General features: G+C 56.0%; 16 protein-coding genes. 7 read left to right on the top strand and 9 right to left on the bottom strand.

Going from position 1 to position 17,117, the window contains the following annotated elements; all coding sequences use genetic code 11:
* Positions 1–78: 78 nt before the first annotated feature.
* Positions 79–384 (bottom strand): EthD family reductase, encoded by a 306-nt coding sequence (locus GG681_RS06785; protein WP_153546424.1) that lies wholly within the window; start codon positions 382–384, stop codon positions 79–81.
* A 279-nt stretch (positions 385–663) separates the two neighbouring features.
* On the opposite strand from GG681_RS06785, the gene GG681_RS06780 reads away from it, so the two are divergent.
* Positions 664–1,275, top strand: a complete 612-nt coding sequence (locus tag GG681_RS06780) for a hypothetical protein (protein ID WP_153546422.1) — start codon at positions 664–666, stop codon at positions 1,273–1,275.
* A gap of 57 nt (positions 1,276–1,332) precedes the next feature.
* Here the strand turns inward: GG681_RS06780 and lpdA are convergent, their stop codons facing one another.
* From lpdA to sucC, 6 genes are all read right to left on the bottom strand, one after another.
* The gene (gene lpdA / locus GG681_RS06775) at positions 1,333–2,724 is read right to left on the bottom strand and encodes a dihydrolipoyl dehydrogenase (RefSeq protein ID WP_153546420.1); all 1,392 of its coding nucleotides are present in this window, start codon (positions 2,722–2,724) and stop codon (positions 1,333–1,335) included.
* Positions 2,725–2,830: 106 nt separating this feature from the next.
* Complete coding sequence (locus tag GG681_RS06770; RefSeq protein WP_153546418.1) at positions 2,831–3,547, bottom strand: hypothetical protein; 717 nt, start codon at positions 3,545–3,547, stop codon at positions 2,831–2,833.
* Positions 3,548–4,750, bottom strand: coding sequence for a 2-oxoglutarate dehydrogenase complex dihydrolipoyllysine-residue succinyltransferase (gene odhB / locus GG681_RS06765; RefSeq protein ID WP_153546416.1), 1,203 nt, complete (start codon positions 4,748–4,750; stop codon positions 3,548–3,550).
* Between the two features lie 14 nt (positions 4,751–4,764).
* Positions 4,765–7,719 carry a 2-oxoglutarate dehydrogenase E1 component gene (locus GG681_RS06760; RefSeq protein WP_153546414.1) on the bottom strand — a complete coding sequence of 985 codons (2,955 nt, stop codon included), beginning with the start codon at positions 7,717–7,719 and terminating at the stop codon, positions 4,765–4,767.
* Positions 7,720–7,941: 222 nt separating this feature from the next.
* Positions 7,942–8,823, bottom strand: coding sequence for a succinate--CoA ligase subunit alpha (sucD, locus tag GG681_RS06755; protein ID WP_153546412.1), 882 nt, complete (start codon positions 8,821–8,823; stop codon positions 7,942–7,944).
* An 83-nt stretch (positions 8,824–8,906) separates the two neighbouring features.
* Positions 8,907–10,100, bottom strand: coding sequence for an ADP-forming succinate--CoA ligase subunit beta (sucC, locus tag GG681_RS06750; protein WP_153546410.1), 1,194 nt, complete (start codon positions 10,098–10,100; stop codon positions 8,907–8,909).
* 392 nt (positions 10,101–10,492) lie between these two features.
* Between sucC and GG681_RS06745 the strand changes: the two genes are divergently transcribed.
* Positions 10,493–10,687: a hypothetical protein gene (locus tag GG681_RS06745; protein WP_153546408.1), complete on the top strand. Its 195-nt coding sequence runs from the start codon at positions 10,493–10,495 to the stop codon at positions 10,685–10,687.
* A gap of 198 nt (positions 10,688–10,885) precedes the next feature.
* Here GG681_RS06745 and mdh read toward each other — a convergent pair whose 3' ends face one another.
* Positions 10,886–11,848 carry a malate dehydrogenase gene (gene mdh / locus GG681_RS06740; protein ID WP_153546406.1) on the bottom strand — a complete coding sequence of 321 codons (963 nt, stop codon included), beginning with the start codon at positions 11,846–11,848 and terminating at the stop codon, positions 10,886–10,888.
* A gap of 985 nt (positions 11,849–12,833) precedes the next feature.
* The gene (locus GG681_RS06735) at positions 12,834–13,154 is read right to left on the bottom strand and encodes a hypothetical protein (protein WP_153546404.1); all 321 of its coding nucleotides are present in this window, start codon (positions 13,152–13,154) and stop codon (positions 12,834–12,836) included.
* 340 nt (positions 13,155–13,494) lie between these two features.
* Here GG681_RS06735 and GG681_RS06730 point away from each other — a divergent pair, with 340 nt between their 5' ends.
* The 5 genes from GG681_RS06730 (at position 13,495) to sdhC (ending at position 17,114) form a co-directional block, all read left to right on the top strand.
* Positions 13,495–14,349, top strand: a complete 855-nt coding sequence (locus GG681_RS06730) for an HpcH/HpaI aldolase/citrate lyase family protein (protein ID WP_153546402.1) — start codon at positions 13,495–13,497, stop codon at positions 14,347–14,349.
* 36 nt (positions 14,350–14,385) lie between these two features.
* The gene (locus GG681_RS06725; protein ID WP_153546400.1) at positions 14,386–14,934 is read left to right on the top strand and encodes an NnrU family protein; all 549 of its coding nucleotides are present in this window, start codon (positions 14,386–14,388) and stop codon (positions 14,932–14,934) included.
* Between the two features lie 4 nt (positions 14,935–14,938).
* Positions 14,939–15,142 (top strand): DUF1737 domain-containing protein, encoded by a 204-nt coding sequence (locus GG681_RS06720; RefSeq protein WP_153546398.1) that lies wholly within the window; start codon positions 14,939–14,941, stop codon positions 15,140–15,142.
* Positions 15,142–16,173, top strand: coding sequence for a MaoC family dehydratase (locus tag GG681_RS06715; protein WP_153546396.1), 1,032 nt, complete (start codon positions 15,142–15,144; stop codon positions 16,171–16,173). The genes GG681_RS06720 and GG681_RS06715 overlap by 1 nt, the downstream gene beginning before the upstream one ends.
* Positions 16,174–16,730: 557 nt before the next feature.
* A complete protein-coding gene (gene sdhC / locus GG681_RS06710) occupies positions 16,731–17,114 on the top strand; it encodes a succinate dehydrogenase, cytochrome b556 subunit (RefSeq protein ID WP_153546394.1) in 384 nt (127 codons plus the stop codon).
* Positions 17,115–17,117 lie beyond the last annotated feature (3 nt).

Here is a 17,117-nt window from a genome sequence, read left to right as displayed (position 1 = left end):
GCAAGCATCCTGATGGATGCGTTTAAGACACGTTAAAAGGCCGGTGGGAGACAACCACCGGCCTTTCTCTTTGCCGTGCTACAGCACTTCCCCAATCAGCAGATCTGGCTGCACATTGGTGAAATTGGGTATATCCGCCACCGCAGGCCCCGCTGCCGCCATCGCCTGATCCATCGCATCCTGATCGCCAAAGATAATCGTGGCCACCGCGTGATAGGCTGCAGGCTGATCGGGGCCCCCAGCCAGCCCTTTGGTGATCACCACCTGCTCAACATGCGGCCCCATGGTGTCATCGACAATCTTCATATGGGTGCTCATGTAATAGTCAAAATCAAACCGGCTCTGATCCGAGACCGGGTAAATTACCTGCAGTGAAACCGCCATACTATCCTCCCAGCATTGCGCACACGGGGCCACACGCCCCAGCTCAGCCTAGCGCAGCCATGCCAGTCGCAAAACGCGACCAAAGCGCCACATACCGCTCAGATAACATACGCGCAGATTGCCATTTCAATGGGCGGTATCTCCGCGTGAACAATGCCTCAGTCATCGCCGTTTCGCCACGCCTGAAGAATGTTATATGTTCATCAAATCACCATGATATGTATTGCTTTTGTTCTGATTGTGACCATCTCCGTTCAAAATGACAGTAGGAGAATAAATTTGAACTATCCGTTTGAAAAAGAGCAGGCTGGAGCCTTGGCGACCGCATCGTTTTTCTTGGTGGTCACAACGCAAACAGGAGCGACGCAGACTACGATCTGGGCCAGCACGATTATCGCGCTTGGTGCGATGACATATTGTGTCCTGTTTCCGCTATTTAAGTCTATGCCGCTCATCCACGAGAAACTGGCGCAGTTTGCGGAAACCCAAACGACCTTTGGGAGAAGCGTTTCAACCAGCCTTGGTATTGGAGTAATAGGTGGTGTGGTTCTGACCTTCTTCACCTTTCTGGTCTCCCTTGCGACCGCATTCGGTGCTTTCGTAATCATAGATGTGGCAGGAGGGGAACTTGAGAAAGGCGTCGATCAATTCGTGCAGCTCACATTTCTTTTGTGGCGGATCCTAGTGATTTCAAGCGTAGTCTGCGGGGTTCCGGAAGTAATCGCGCAAGGTTTGAAACATGATCCGAACAATAAGCCGGTAGCGTGGGTGTTTCTTCACCGGTATCTCAAACAGCCTAATCAGCCGCGGCTGTTTATCAGTATTTCTGTCGGTTCGGCCGTGATGGGGCTCATCTATGCGGGTGACATAGCCCTGCGCTTTTTGGCCTAACAAAAAACGGGCGGCCGAGTTGGGCCGCCCGTCGTTTTAACTTTTCTGCACAGATGCTTACGCGTGGATCGCGCCGTCGCCACACGATAGCGCCGCCTCACGCACCGCTTCCGAATAGGTCGGATGCGCGTGGCAGGTCAGGGCGATGTCTTCGGCAGAGGCGCCAAATTCCATCGCAACGCAGATCTCGTGGATCATGTCACCGGCTGCGGGGCCAATGATTGCTGCACCCAGTACACGATCGGTTTCTTTGTCGGCGATGATTTTCACAAAACCATCCGCCTGACCAACGGCCTTGGCGCGGCCATTGCCCATGAATGAGAACTTGCCAACCTTGATCTTCTTACCTTCGGCCTTCAGCGCGTCCTCGGTGGCACCCACGGTGGCAACCTCAGGCGTGGTGTACACAACACCCGGAATGACGCCATAGTTCACGTGGCCATGTTTGCCCGCCAGAACCTCAGCAACTGCCATGCCTTCGTCTTCGGCCTTATGCGCCAGCATCGGGCCTTCGATCACGTCACCAATGGCGTAGATGCCCGGCACGTTGGTGGCCCAATGCGCATCTGTCGCGATCTGGCCGCGCTCGGTCAGTTTCACACCCAGCGCGTCGAGCCCCAGGCCTTCGGCGTATGGTTTACGGCCGGTTGCAACCAGCACAACATCCGCGTCAATCACTTCTTCGTCGCCGCCCTTCTTGGGCTGGTATTTCACCTTGGCTTTGGTCTTGGAGGCATCAACGCCCTGAACCGCTGCACCCATGATGAACTTCAGACCCTGCTTTTCGAGGATCTTCTTGAAGGTGCGCTGAACGTCTTTGTCCATGCCGGGGCAGACCGCGTCCATATATTCAACCACGGTCACCTCGGCGCCCAGGCGCGCATAGACCGAGCCCAGCTCCAGGCCAATCACGCCCGCGCCGATCACAACCATTTTCTTGGGAACTTTTGGCAGCTCCAGCGCGCCGGTGCTGTCGACAACCACACCTGCGGCGTTGTCAACGTCTACACCTGGCAGCGACGAAGGCACAGAACCAGAAGCAATCACGATGTTCTTGGTTGCGTAGGTTTCATCACCCACTTTGACCTGACCCGCCGCCGGAATAGACGCCCAGCCTTTCAGCCAGTCGATCTTGTTCTTCTTCATCAGGAATTCAACACCACCGGTGTTCTGGCCGATGACCTCGTCCTTGTAGGTCTTCATCTGATCCCAGTCGACCGACGGGGATTTGCCTTTCAGACCCATTTTGGCAAAGTTGTGCTCTGCTTCATGCAGCTGGTGGGTTGCATGCAACAGCGCCTTTGACGGGATACAACCCACGTTGAGGCAGGTGCCGCCCAGGGTCTCGCGGCCTTCGACGATGGCGGTTTTCAGGCCCAGCTGGGCGCAACGGATGGCGCTGACATAGCCGCCGGGGCCTGCGCCGATGATGATGACGTCGTATGACATGGATTGGTCCTTTGGTTTTGAGAGCAGGGAGGGGGCGCTGCCCCCGGCGCTATGCGCCTCCCCCGGAGTATTTGAGAAAAGGTGAAGAGCGGGGCGTTACTATCGTTTAAGCTTCATCACTGTTATGGCTCGGTCGAGGAAGTTGTTTTGGGGGCGGCGCTAGAAGTCCATGAGGTTCTTCATATGGCACACGTAACGTCTGGCTTTCAGAACGCTCTTTTTCTTCGCCCCAAATGGTCTGGATTTTTTCAATCGAAGCGAGCGCATCAGGTCCTGCTGCCGTTGTAGTTACAACCAAATTCAAAACAGTCATTGCCGCGACTAAGTGTCCAGAACCAATAGAAAAACGTGACTTTGGATTGTCGAGTTCTTGTGAAAAGTTCTGTAGCGATGTTTTTAATCGGCGTTCGCTGTTGGGAGTTAATTGAAGCTGAGGAATTGTTCTTTGAATCTCAAGAACGAGATCACGTATCCTATCTTTGGCTTCATTACGTACTCTGAAGCCAAAGATAGGCGCGCTGTCACTAGCATTTAACGACACTCGAGTCACTGCTGCTTGGACATCAATTAAAAAATTATCCAAACGAACAGATGGATCTTGCCCAGGAGGGACCCCGATACCTTCTATGCCCAACTCATTTGCAGCTGTGGACACCACGCGCATGTACTGGAGCTTTAAACCTTGGGCACTTCGGCCATGATCATTTGTTTCAAGCGCCGAACTGAGGCGCGTCCGAGTTATTTTCTCCAACGCGACCCATCGAGGGCCTGCCTCGGAAGGCAAGTCCTCAAAATCTTCGGGCTCAATAAGCTCCAGTATCACTTACAGATCCATCAGCAGACGGCGGGGATCTTCCAGCGCTTCTTTGACCCGTACGAGGAAGGTCACAGCGCCTTTGCCGTCAACGATGCGGTGGTCATAAGACAGCGCCAGATACATCATCGGGCGGATCTTGATTTCACCGTTGATCACCATCGCGCGGTCCTGAATCTTGTGCATGCCCAGGATGCCGGACTGCGGGGGGTTCAGGATCGGCGAGGACATCAGCGAGCCATAAACACCACCGTTGGAGATGGTGAAGGTGCCGCCCTGCATTTCTGCCATCGACAGTTTGCCGTCACGGGCACGCTTGCCTTTTTCCGCAATCGCTTTCTCGATTTCCGAGAACGACATCTGATCTGCGTCGCGGATCACCGGAACAACCAGACCGGTGGGGGTGCCAGCGGCGATGCCCATGTGAACAAATTTCTTGTACACAATATCGGTGCCGTCGATTTCCGCGTTCACTTCAGGCACTTCTTTCAGCGCAAGGCAGCACGCCTTGGTGAAGAAGGACATAAAGCCCAGACGCGCGCCGTGCTTTTTCTCAAAGAGGTCTTTGTACTCTTTGCGCAGCGCCATCACCTCGGTCATGTCGACCTCATTGTAGGTGGTCAGCATTGCGGCGGTGTTCTGGCTGTCTTTCAGACGCTTGGCGATGGTCTGACGCAGACGGGTCATTTTCACCCGCTCTTCACGCGCAGCGTCATCAGCCGGAACCGGGGCGCGCACAGATGCGGCAGGCGCCGGGGTTGCTGCTGCGGCTGCCACGGCTGCGGCAACGTCGGTTTTCTGAACGCGACCGTCACGGCCAGTGCCAGAGACCTGATCCCGGTTCAGACCAGCTTCGGCCATTGCTTTTTCAGCCGCCGGGCCATCTTTGATGTCGGTCGCGCCGTTGCCTGCAGGTGCTGCTGCAGGTGCCGCGGCCGCTGCCGGAGCAGCAGCAGGGGCTGCCGCCGCTTCACCGCCCTCAGCAATCATCGCCAGCAGCGCGTCAACACCAACGGTGTCACCTTCGGCTGCAACGATTTCACCCAGGGTGCCAGCCACAGGGGCAGGCACTTCGACGGTGACTTTGTCGGTTTCGAGCTCGCAGATCATCTCGTCCACAGCCACAGCTTCGCCGGGCTGTTTGAACCATGTGGCCACGGTCGCTTCAGTTACGGATTCTCCCAGTGTGGGCACACGCACTTCAGTGGTCATTTGTTCTGTCTTCCTCAGATGGTGAGCGCTTCGTTCACAAGCGCGGCTTGTTGGGATTTATGCTGGCTCGCCAGGCCGGTTGCAGGCGAAGCCGATGTGGCACGGCCGACATAGGTCGGACGGGTGTGTTTTGCTTTGATGCGGGTCAGAACCCATTCGATGTTGGGCTCGATAAAGGACCAGGCACCCTGGTTCTTGGGCTCTTCCTGACACCAGACCATCTCAGCGTTCTTAAAGCGGTCCAGCTCCTTGACGAGCGAAATCGCCGGGAACGGGTAATACTGTTCAATCCGCATCAGATAGACGTCATCGATGCCACGGGCGTCACGCTCTTCCAGCAGGTCATAATAAACCTTGCCCGAACACATGACGACGCGTTTGATCTTGTCGTCAGACACCAGTTTGGTTTCAGAGTTGCCTGCCTGCGCATCATCCCACAGCACCCGGTGGAAGCTCGACCCGGTGGTGAACTCTTCCGCCTTAGAAACCGCCAGTTTGTGGCGCAGCAAGGATTTCGGCGTCACCAGGATCAGCGGCTTACGGAAGGTCCGGTGCAGCTGACGACGCAGAATGTGGAAGTAGTTCGCAGGGGTTGTACAGTTGGCAACGATCCAGTTGTCCTGACCACACATCTGCAGGAAACGTTCCAGACGCGCGGATGAGTGCTCAGGGCCCTGACCTTCAAAACCATGCGGCAGCAGTACGGTCAGACCGGACATGCGCAGCCATTTGCTTTCACCCGAAGAGATGAACTGGTCAAACATGATCTGCGCGCCATTGGCAAAATCACCAAACTGAGCTTCCCACAGGGTCAGCGCGTTTGGTTCCGCCAGCGAGTAGCCATATTCAAAGCCCAGCACCGCATATTCAGACAGCGCCGAGTCGATCACCTCATATTGCGCCTGACCACCGCGGATGTTGTTCAGCGGGTAGTAACGCTCTTCGGTGTTCTGGTTCACAATGCCCGAATGACGCTGTGAGAAGGTGCCGCGGGTGGCATCTTGTCCAGACAGACGCACCGGGTAGCCCTCGGTCAGCAATGAGCCAAAGGCAATTGCTTCACCGGTGGCCCAGTCAAAACCTTCACCGGTTTCAAACATCTTCGCACGGGTGTTGAGGAAACGACCCACGGTACGGTGGACCGGGTAGCCTTCTGGCAGGGTGCTCAGACCTTTGCCCACTTCGGCCAGGGTCTCAGGTTTGATAGCGGTTTCACCACGTTGGTAATCCGCGTCCTGCTTATCCAGATGCGACCAGCGCCCATCCAGCCAGTCGGCCTTGTTGGGTTTAAAGTCTTTCCCGGCTTCGAACTCTTGGTTCAGATGCGCTTGGAAAGCCGCCTTCATGTCTTCGATTTCACCTTCCGGGATCAGGCCATCTTTGACCAGACGCTCGGTGTACAAAGACAGGGTGGTTTTGTGACCCTTGATCTTTTTGTACATAAGCGGGTTGGTGAACATCGGCTCATCGCCTTCGTTGTGACCAAACCGGCGGTAGCAGAAGATGTCCAGAACCACGTCTTTGTGGAATTTCTGACGGAATTCAGTTGCCACTTTTGCCGCGTGTACCACCGCTTCCGGGTCATCGCCGTTGACGTGGAAGATCGGCGCTTCCACAACCAATGCGTTGTCGGTCGGGTAGGGGCTAGAACGCGAGAAGTGCGGCGCAGTGGTGAAACCGATCTGGTTGTTCACCACGATATGGATGGTGCCGCCGGTCTTGTGACCGCGCAGACCCGAGAGAGCAAAACATTCTGCCACAACACCCTGGCCCGCAAAGGCCGCATCGCCGTGCAGCAGGATCGGCAGCACGCTGCTGCGATCTGCGTCGTTCAGCTGGTCCTGCTTGGCGCGCACTTTACCCAGAACAACCGGGTTTACCGCTTCAAGGTGCGACGGGTTCGCGGTCAGGCTGAGGTGAACCTTGTTGTCGTCAAACGCGCGGTCAGACGACGCGCCAAGGTGATATTTCACATCGCCAGAGCCATCAACATCTTCAGGTTTGAACGAGCCACCCTGGAATTCGTTGAAGATCGCGCGATAGGGCTTTTGCATCACATTGGCCAGCACCGACAGACGGCCGCGGTGCGGCATGCCGATTACGATGTCTTGCACACCCAATGCGCCACCACGTTTGATGATCTGCTCCATCGCCGGGATCAGAGATTCCCCGCCATCCAGACCAAAACGCTTGGTGCCCATGTATTTCACATGGAGGAATTTCTCAAAACCCTCGGCCTCAACCATCTTGTTGAGGATGGCTTTACGGCCTTCGCGGGTGAACTGGATTTCCTTGCCGTAGCCTTCAATACGCTCTTTCAGCCAGGCGGATTGCTCGGGGTCGGAAATATGCATGTACTGCAGCGCAAAGGTGCCGCAATAGGTGCGTTTCACAATATCCACGATCTGGCGCATCGATGCGACCTGCAGACCCAGAACATTGTCGATAAAGATCGGGCGATCCATATCAGCCTCGGTAAAGCCATAGGCTTTGGGGTCCAGCTCAGGATGGGCGTCCTGACCATGCAGACCCAGTGGGTCGAGGTTTGCTGCCAGGTGGCCGCGAATACGGTGGGCCCGGATCAGCATCAGGGCGCGGATCGAATCCAGCACCGCGCGCTGTACCTGTGCGTCGGAAATCTCAACACCGGCAGAGGCCGCTTTGTCTTTGATCTTCTTGCCAGCCCCTTTGGCCTCAGCAGGTGCTGCAGGCCATTCGCCGGTCAATGCGGCGGTGTCTTCATCATTGGGCGCAGGCGGCCAGTCGCTGCGCGCCCAGGATGGCCCGTCGGCCTCCTTTTTGACGTCCAGCTCAGCATCACCCATCTGGCGGAAGAACTCTGCCCAGGCCTGATCCACGGCATTGGGATCATTTGCATACTGGGCGTAAAGCTGCTCGAGATATTCCGCATTGTGGCCCTGCATGAATGAGGACGCATGGAAGATATCGTTGGGGCTTTGTTCGGTCATTGATTTACCTCGTGTGGGTTTGGACCGTATCTTAAAAGATCGATTGCGGCAGACTGGTCATGAAGGGTTTCAGAAAGGTGAAATCCAGACCGGATCCCGCTGCGAATAGGGCAGGCGTGCCCTATCGGCAGCACGATCGTACAGTTTGCCAAAGGTGGGCGCATTGCGCCCACCTTTGTTGTCTTGCTCAAGCTCACATGAAAAAGAGAGCTGATTCACGGGTTACCCGATCGCTTTCAGAACCGCTTCACCCAGACCAGCCGGGCTGTCAGCAACAACGATACCCGCGGATTTCATCGCTTCGATCTTGTCTTCTGCACCGCCTTTACCACCGGCAACAATCGCGCCAGCGTGGCCCATGCGGCGGCCGGGAGGGGCTGTACGACCAGCAATAAAGCCAGCTGTAGGCTTCCAACGGCCTTTTTTCTTCTGCTCGGCCAGGAATTCCGCTGCTTCTTCTTCTGCGGAACCACCGATTTCACCGATCATGATGATGGACTGGGTCTCTTCATCGTCCAGGAACATGTCCAGAACGTCGATGTGCTCGGTGCCTTTGATCGGGTCACCACCAATACCAACAGCAGTGGACTGGCCCAGACCGATGTCAGCAGTCTGCTTAACCGCTTCATAAGTCAGGGTGCCGGAGCGCGATACAACACCAACCGAGCCACGCTTGTGGATGTGGCCAGGCATAATGCCGATTTTGCACGCGTCAGGAGTGATCACGCCGGGGCAGTTCGGGCCAATCAGGCGCGATTTGCTGTTTTGCAGCGCGCGCTGAACTTTGGCCATGTCCAGAACCGGGATGCCCTCAGTAATGCAGACAATCAGTTCCATTTCCGCGTCGATCGCTTCCAGGATGGAATCGGCCGCGAAGGGGGGCGGAACATAGATCACAGAAGCGTTCGCCTCGGTGACGTGCTTGGCTTCATGCACGGAGTTGAAAACCGGCAGGTTCAGGTGGGTCTGGCCACCTTTGCCCGGGGTTACACCACCAACCATTTTGGTGCCGTAGGCAATTGCCTGTTCAGAGTGGAATGTGCCCTGCGAGCCGGTAAAGCCCTGACAGATCACTTTGGTGTTTTCGTCGATGAGGACTGCCATGTTAGGAGTCTCCTTGATAATTCGGTACGCTCAAAGAGCGTGGAAATATGAGGAAAAGGCTTGGCTACAAGCCTTTAGGTTCCTTAGCCCTTAACCGCTTTCACGATCTTCTCAGCGCCATCAGACAGGTTGTCCGCTGCGATCACGTCGAGGCCGGAGTTGTTGATGATCTCTTTGCCGAGCTCAACATTGGTGCCTTCCAGGCGCACAACCAGCGGAACTTTCAGACCAACTTCTTTCACAGCTGCAATCACGCCCTCTGCGATCACGTCGCAGCGCATGATGCCACCAAAGATGTTCACCAGAATGCCTTTTACGTTCTGGTCAGAGGTGATGATCTTGAACGCTTCGGTTACTTTCTCTTTGGTCGCACCGCCACCAACATCGAGGAAGTTTGCAGGCTCAGCACCGTAGAGTTTGATGATGTCCATTGTGGCCATCGCCAGACCCGCACCGTTCACCATGCAGCCGATTTCACCGTCCAGAGCGATGTAGTTCAGGTCGTATTTCGACGCTTCCAGCTCTTTGGGGTCTTCTTCGGTCTCATCGCGCAGCTCGGCGATATCGGGGTGACGGTAGATCGCGTTGCCGTCGAAACCAACTTTGGCGTCCAGCACCTTCAGCGAACCTTCGTCGGTGATGATCAGCGGGTTGATTTCCAGCATTTCCATGTCTTTGTCGACAAATGCCTGATACAGCTGACCCATCAGCTTAACGCATTCTTTAACCTGTGCGCCTTCGAGGCCCAGGGAGAATGCAACGCGACGGCCGTGGTAGGCTTGGTAGCCAGTTGCCGGATCAACAGAGAAGGACAGGATCTTTTCCGGAGTTGCCGCAGCAACTTCTTCGATGTCCATGCCGCCCTCGGTGGAGCAAACAAAAGAGATGCGCGAGGTCTGACGATCTACGAGCAGCGCCAGGTACATCTCGGTCTGGATGCCGGAGCCTGCTTCGATGTAGATGCGGTTAACCTGCTTACCTGCTGGGCCGGTCTGATGCGTGACCAATGTGCGGCCGAGCATTTTCTTGGCTTCGTCAGCGGCTTCTTCAACCGATTTGGTCAGGCGTACACCGCCTTTTTCGCCTGCGTCGGCTTCCTTAAAGGAACCTTTGCCGCGACCACCTGCGTGGATCTGAGCTTTGACAACCCAAAGAGGGCCGTCCAGTTCGCCTGCTGCGGTTTTGGCATCTTCTGCTTTCAGTACAGCGCGACCTTCAGATACTGGCGCGCCGTAGCTCTTCAAAAGGGCCTTGGCCTGGTATTCATGGATGTTCATAAGAAACTGTCCCGTCTGGCTACAATTGTCCATTTGCATTGAGACCAGATAGCACCATCGGTTAAAGGGTTTTTTGATTTCTCGCGTAGAAATACCGAAGATTTATTGCTTTTGTGATCACGCAATTTTGGGTGTGATCACAAATTCAATCCCGCACTATTGTGACGAATCAACTCCGCGAAATGCTGCTTTGCAGCAGGTCAAGCGCTAACAGTTCCGCCGGGCTTTGCTGTGCTTCGCCTGTGGCGCGCGGGTTGGCGGCAGCAAAGCTGTTCGCCATTGGCTTTGGTCACAATCGCGCGGGGGCAGCCTGTTTGCGACCATATCATAGGGTGCCACGTCAAAATGCATGCTTAGATGTGAATGTATTTTAGCATTAAAGGATTCACACCGTGCGACGACTATTCCCTTTGTTGTTCAGCCTGCCATTGATCGCGGCCATCACACCGGCCGCGCTTGTATGGTGCTGGGCCAATATGCTGCGGCGCATCACACAGATGGTCTGCCCCGTGCCCGCGTCGTTGCGCAAAGCCGTGCGGTTTTATGAGCAAGCCTGCCAGTATGGCAATTTCCGCGGCTGCTACTGAACGGCTAAATTCATCGCCACCGCACCATCCGACGAGGACGAAGCGCTGCAAGAAATGGTCTGCGGCATGCGCGAACAGGGCTGCGACGACAGCTGATCTGAAAACAGCCCATCACAATGGCCCCTTAAAAACAACAAGCCCGGCCAAAAGACCGGGCTTGCAGAAACTCAAAAGGCTCTGACTTACGTCAGTTCCGGCTTACGCCAGCGAGCTGTCGATGCCTTTGCAGGCGTCAACCAGGCCTTTAACCGCGTTCACGGAGCTGTCGAACATTTCCTGCTCTTCTTTGGTCAGGGTGATGTCGACGATCTTTTCGATGCCGCCAGCGCCGATCACGGTCGGAACGCCAACATACATGCCTTTTACGCCGATCTCGCCGTCGCAATAGGCTGCACAGGGCAGAACGCGCTTCTGGTCTTTCAGATAGGCTTCCGCCATCTCAATCGCAGAGGTCGCAGGCGCGTAATAGGCAGAGCCGGTTTTCAGCAGGCCAACGATTTCTGCGCCGCCATCACGGGTACGCTGAACGATTGCGTCCAGTTTCTCCTGTGTGGTCCAGCCCATTTTCACCAGATCGGGCAGCGGGATGCCTGCAACGGTGGAATAACGAACCGAAGGAACCATGGTGTCGCCGTGGCCGCCCAGAACAAACGCGGTAACGTCTTTCATGGATACGTTGAACTCTTCCGCGAGGAAGTGACGGAAACGGGCAGAGTCCAGAACACCAGCCATGCCGCAAACTTTGTGCGCGGGCAGACCAGAGAACTGCTGCAGCGCCCAAACCATCGCGTCCAGCGGGTTGGTGATGCAGATCACAAACGCGTCAGGCGCGTTGTCGCGGATGCCTTCACCCACGGATTTCATCACTTTGAGGTTGATGCCCAGCAGATCGTCGCGGCTCATGCCTGGCTTACGCGGCACGCCTGCGGTCACGATCACAACATCAGCGCCTGCGATGTCGGCGTAATCCTGGGTGCCTTTCAGCGACGCGTCAAAGCCCTCAGACGGACCAGATTCTGCGATGTCGAGGGCTTTGCCTTCGGGCGTGCCTTCTGCGATGTCAAACAGAACAACGTCACCAAGTTCTTTCAGGGCTGCCAGGTGCGCCAGTGTGCCACCAATTTGGCCTGCGCCGATTAGGGCAATTTTGGGTCGAGCCATTGGAATGTATCTCCGGTCCGGTTGAAAGTCACGCGAATGCCTAAGGACTTCGAAGCGCGCGCGCAAGCCTCTCTCGGCATACAATTGTATTCCAAACCGGCCAAAAACCGTGCTCACCTTCCGTTACAGGGCGAAACAAACTGCAAAATAACGCAGTTTGCGCTCGCAGAAACACTGGGGATCTCTCTCAGTTTTTTTGGCTAAACTGCATTTTTGCCCTGATTTATTGCCACTTTGCTACAGTGCGATGGTGCAAAAGGCGGCCATCGCATTGCCGCAGTCGGGCGATTCTTCGCTGCGGTGCAGGCTGGGTCGCGGTTGATTGTGGCAAGAAGCGGGCGCTCTCCTGGGGTGGTGCTACCCTAGGGTGGCAAAATTAGCTGGCGCAGATGCTGGCCGCAAAAGACAGTGTGAACAGATCTGTTGCGCCCTGCGTCTTTCGCCCTCCACCATGCGCCCACAGCGGGCCTTTTCCTGCGCGTGCCGGGGCGATGCGCAGGGTATCGGATAGGCGCTCTCATGCCGATCGCGGCAAGGTGCGTGTGCTGCGAAAAAGAACCGTTTTGAAAAAGAACCGTGATGAAACATCGCTGTCACCCCGCAGCTGATCCGCAGATAAAACGCTGCTCAGGCGCGCATTAGTCTGTTCCCAAATCACGCGCAGCCCTGACTGCGCCTGATTTTTCGCGTTTCCGGGCGTGTTGATCCTGGCCCGTTGATCCAGGCCCGTTGATCCAGGCCTGTGGAGTCTGGCCTGCGGGTTCCGGCCTGTGGAGCCTGACCTGTGGAACTTAACCTGTTGCTCTAGGCTCATGGCCCCTTATCAGCTGATCTTGATGATGTCCTTTGGGATCAATTCCCGAGCGCCGACGTTATGACGGCTGACGAAATGAGTGCCAGTAAATGCCGGTTTTTGCGCCGTTAGATCTACGCCTGTATGGTTTTGCCCTTAATATCGAGGCCTTAAAAACCTGATCAGCCCACATCAGGCGTCGGAATCCACCTCTGGCACCATTTCTGCAAGCACTTCATAAGATTGGCCCGAGGCCACCAGACAGGTCACACCCGTGGGCATGGTAACAGTAATGGTCCAGCTGCCGGTCTCTTCCGAGGCAAATGTCTCCATCACCGTGCCCTGTTGACCCATGCCAAAGCTCTGGCGGCTTTCGCCATATTTTTCAGCCAGTCGTTTTACCACAACTTCACGCGGTGCGCAGTTGCGGCTGGAGGTCTGGGCCAAAGCGCTTGCGCTGCTCAATGCCAGCACGGCAAGGCCGGTAACCATAGCGGTAGTCGTCTTCTTCATGGGTTTTACCCTTTCAGCAACAGCTGCCCGCGAAACAACACGCCACGCCCCCCGATATTTTGCGCTTCGCATGCAAGCCAGTTTGACGAATAGGCAGGATTTACTGCCCCCGGAGCCCGCTGCACGTGGTCGATGCAAATCAGGTTCCGTTTCAAAACTGTCGCAAGAAGGCCCTGCAAAATGGTTAACGGGGCGTGCGCTCTTCACGCAACGGACGTAAAAACAGCAGAGACTGCCGGGAAAATACGCGCTTTTTCTGCGTTGCAGAAGAATTGTAGTTGAAATCATATTTCTGAAACGGTAGCCAATATGCAACATTATGACTTTTCGGGAGAGATCCATGACCGCGCGCAATCGCCCTTACCGTTCTGTTCTTTATATCCCTGGCTCCAAAACCCGGGCGCTGGATAAGGCGCGCACCCTGCCAGTGGATGCGATCATCTTTGACCTCGAAGATGCGGTGTCATTGGAAGAAAAGGAAAACGCCCGCGAAACCCTGGCGCAAGCGCTGGAGCAGGGCGGCTATGGCGCGCGGGTGAAAATTGTCCGCATCAACGGGCTTGATACCAAATGGGGCCGCGATGATGCCGCAGCCGCAGCCAAGATGGGCTGTGATGCGATCCTCTTGCCCAAAGTCGACAGCGCCGCAGATCTCGATGCGCTTGCAGAAATCACCGGTGACATCCCGCTCTGGGCGATGATGGAAACCCCACGTGGCATGCTGAACGCGGTTGAAATCGCCGCACATCCCAAATTGCAGGGTCTGGTGATGGGCACCAATGATCTCGCCAAGGAGCTGCAAACCCGCTTCCGCGCTGATCGTCTGCCCCTGATGGGTGGCCTGTCGCTCTGTCTGCTGGCGGCCAAGGCCGAGGGCAAGATCATCGTCGATGGGGTTTATAACGCCTTTAAGGATGCCGAAGGTCTGGCAGAAGAATGCAATCAGGGCCGCGACATGGGCATGGATGGCAAAACTCTGATCCACCCGGCGCAGGTCGAAGTCACCAATGCGGCCTTTGCACCCTCAGCTGATGAAATCGATCTCGCCCGCCGTCAGATCGCCGCCTTTGAAGAGGCCGAAGCGGCAGGCCAAGGCGTTGCCGTGGTTGATGGCAAGATCGTGGAAAACCTTCATGTGGCCACAGCGCGTGAAATCCTCGCCAAAGCCGATGCAATTGCCGCGCTTGAGGGCTAGATGTTGACGCAGATACACATATCTGCGGAGACTGACATGACATTTCTTGTCTTAGGCATCCTGCTCTGGTGGGTTGCCCATTTGTTTAAACGACTGGCCCCAGACACACGCGCTTCCCTTGGCGACAAGGGGCGCGGCCTCGTGGCCCTGGTGCTGCTGGCTGGTATTATCCTCATGGTGATTGGCTATAAATCCGCCGAAGCCTATGATCTCGCCGCGCCGCATCCCGCTCTCAGAGGCATCAACAATCTGATGGTTTTGGTGGCGATCTATATGATGAGCCCGGCCGCCAAGAAAGGCGTGCTGCTCAACGGTATGCGCCACCCGATGCTGATGGGTTTTGGCCTTTGGGCGCTGGCGCATCTTCTGGTCAATTGGGACGCGGCCTCTTTCATCCTCTTTGGGGCGCTGCTGGCCTGGGCCGTGGTTGAGATCAAGGTGATCAACCGCGCGGAACCCAACTGGCAGCCCGGTCCCAAAGGCACCCTTGCAAAGGATGCGCTGTTTATGGGCGCCTCAATTGTGCTGATGGGGGCGATTGGCTATGTCCACACCATCGTGGGCCCAACGCCCTTTGGAGGATAACAGCATGAAACTTTACCGTTTTCTCAGCGAAGATGACACTTCCGCCTTTTGCCACAAGGTGACCGATGCCCTGAACAAGGGCTGGGAACTGGAAGGTGCGCCCACTTATGCCTTTGATGCCGCCCGCGGTGTCATGCGCTGTGGGCAAGCCGTGGTGAAAGAGGTGGAGGGAACCTACACCCCAGACACCAAACTTGGAGCACACTGATGGCGAAGACCAATCCAGGCCGTTTTTTCGAAGACTATAATGTGGGCGATGTGATCAAACACGCGGTTCCGCGCACCGTTTCCGGTGGCGAACGCGCGCTGTATCACGCGCTTTATCCGGCGCGTCATGCGCTTTATTCTTCGGATGAATTTGCGCGCGGGTCTGGTCTGCCATGCGCGCCGCTGGATGATCTGGCGGCGTTTCACATCGTCTTTGGCAAAACTGTGCCGGATGTGTCGCTGAATGCGGTGGCCAATCTGGGCTATGCCGAAGGACGCTGGCTGAAACCGGTCTACGAGGGCGACACGCTGCGCTCCGAGTCCGAGGTGATCGGCGTCAAACAGAACTCCAACGGCAAATCCGGCGTGGTCTATGTGCGCACCCGTGGTCTCAACCAAGATGATGACGTGGTGATGGAATATGTGCGCTGGGTGATGGTGCGCAAAGGCAATCTGGATGCGCCCGCACCCGACACCGTGATCCCCGAACTTAACAAGGTAATCGCCCCCGAGGATCTGGTGGTGCCCGCCGGGCTGGATTTCACCTCTTATGATTTCACGCTTGCAGGCGAACCCCACCGCTGGGGTGACTATGAGGTTGGTGAGGTGATCAACCATGTGGATGGTGTCACCGTTGAAGAGGCCGAGCACATGCTCGCAACCCGCCTGTGGCAGAACACCGCCAAAGTGCATTTTGACACCACCGCGCGCCCCGATGGCAGCCGCCTGATTTATGGTGGTCATGTGATCTCGATGGCGCGGGCGTTGTCGTTCAACGGTCTCGCCAATGCGCAGATGATTGTGGGTCTCAATGGTGGCGCACATGCAAACCCCTGCCTCTCTGGCACCACCATTCGCGCCTGGTCCGAGGTGCTCGACAAGGCAGAAACCGCCGCGCCGGGTGTTGGGGCCATCCGCCTGCGTCTGGTTGCGACCTCTGGCGGGGATGCGTTCCAGCTCAAAGGCAGCGACGGTAAATACAAGCCCGAGGTGCTTCTGGACCTCGATTATTGGGCTTTGATGCCGCTGTGATCACTATAGGTGAGGGGGCAGCCCCTCACCAAACTGCCTTCATATTCCAAAAAATGAAATATAAAGGCCAAAACTGGCCGCAGGGTTGAAACCTCCGTGCGGCACACCCGCCTACGTTACGCTTTGGACATTTTCTTCCGCGCCCAACGGGCTTCACCGCACATTAACCCAATTAATGCAGACTTCCGCCAGCTTAAATCACACAATTTGCCACTTCATGGCAGGTGACGACGCGCAGAAGCGCCGCTGCGGAAACTGGACAAAAAACAGCTCTAACCCCATCAAACCCCATATTTCTGAGGGGTTTTGTCGGAAAATCGGGATAAATGCGCGCTTTTGCCAAAATGGCGGCATTGGGCGCAAATCATCCGCTGGGATGTGATTCTGAAACATGACAGGGGAGTGCGGGATTTGTGATCACTTGATGTAATCCTGTGATCACATTTTAATTTTTTTAGCGCCAACAGGCGGTTTAAGACTAAAAATTTACTCCCCCTTAGCGTGACAGTTCGCAAAAATCCGCTAAAACGTCGTCAGCTAACCGGAAAGGAGCCAACATGGCCGATGTCAATCGGGGTAAGCGCCCGCTTTCGCCACATCTGACAATCTACCGTCCGCAGATGACCTCGGGATCCTCCATTATGGTACGGATCACAGGTATTGCTGCGTTGTGTCTTTCACTGCTCGTAGTGTGGTGGTTGCTTGCCGCTGCAACATCCGAAAGCAGCTTTGCTTTCATTGATGGTCTGCTGCGCAGCTGGCTGGGGGATCTGATCCTGCTCGGCGGCACCTGGGCGCTCTGGTACCACATGCTTGGCCGTCTGCGGCACGTGTTCTGGGACTTTGGCTATTTCCTGAATGTCGAGTTTTCGGAAAAGCTGGGGCTTGGCATGTTTGTTGGGGCCACCGTTCTCACCCTGTTGACCGTGATTGTGGTATAAGGA

It is taken from the genome of Tritonibacter aquimaris, assembly GCF_009617595.1.
GTDB classification, from domain to species: Bacteria; Pseudomonadota; Alphaproteobacteria; order Rhodobacterales; family Rhodobacteraceae; genus Epibacterium; species Epibacterium aquimaris.
The sequence above is the reverse complement of the archived record's forward strand: the minus strand, read 5'-3'. Positions and strand labels throughout refer to the sequence as shown.

Bases quoted from the DNA above. Each gene is read 5' to 3' on its own strand.
- GG681_RS06785 (WP_153546424.1), bottom strand. From the start codon at position 384: ATGGCGGTTTCACTGCAGGTAATTTACCCGGTCTCGGATCAGAGCCGG.
- lpdA (WP_153546420.1), bottom strand. From the start codon at position 2,724: ATGTCATACGACGTCATCATCATCGGCGCAGGCCCCGGCGGCTATGTC.
- odhB (WP_153546416.1), bottom strand. From the start codon at position 4,750: ATGACCACTGAAGTGCGTGTGCCCACACTGGGAGAATCCGTAACTGAA.
- GG681_RS06760 (WP_153546414.1), bottom strand. From the start codon at position 7,719: ATGACCGAACAAAGCCCCAACGATATCTTCCATGCGTCCTCATTCATG.
- sucD (WP_153546412.1), bottom strand. From the start codon at position 8,823: ATGGCAGTCCTCATCGACGAAAACACCAAAGTGATCTGTCAGGGCTTT.
- sucC (WP_153546410.1), bottom strand. From the start codon at position 10,100: ATGAACATCCATGAATACCAGGCCAAGGCCCTTTTGAAGAGCTACGGC.
- mdh (WP_153546406.1), bottom strand. From the start codon at position 11,848: ATGGCTCGACCCAAAATTGCCCTAATCGGCGCAGGCCAAATTGGTGGC.
- GG681_RS06735 (WP_153546404.1), bottom strand. From the start codon at position 13,154: ATGAAGAAGACGACTACCGCTATGGTTACCGGCCTTGCCGTGCTGGCA.
- GG681_RS06730 (WP_153546402.1), top strand. From the start codon at position 13,495: ATGACCGCGCGCAATCGCCCTTACCGTTCTGTTCTTTATATCCCTGGC.
- GG681_RS06725 (WP_153546400.1), top strand. From the start codon at position 14,386: ATGACATTTCTTGTCTTAGGCATCCTGCTCTGGTGGGTTGCCCATTTG.
- GG681_RS06720 (WP_153546398.1), top strand. From the start codon at position 14,939: ATGAAACTTTACCGTTTTCTCAGCGAAGATGACACTTCCGCCTTTTGC.
- GG681_RS06715 (WP_153546396.1), top strand. From the start codon at position 15,142: ATGGCGAAGACCAATCCAGGCCGTTTTTTCGAAGACTATAATGTGGGC.
- sdhC (WP_153546394.1), top strand. From the start codon at position 16,731: ATGGCCGATGTCAATCGGGGTAAGCGCCCGCTTTCGCCACATCTGACA.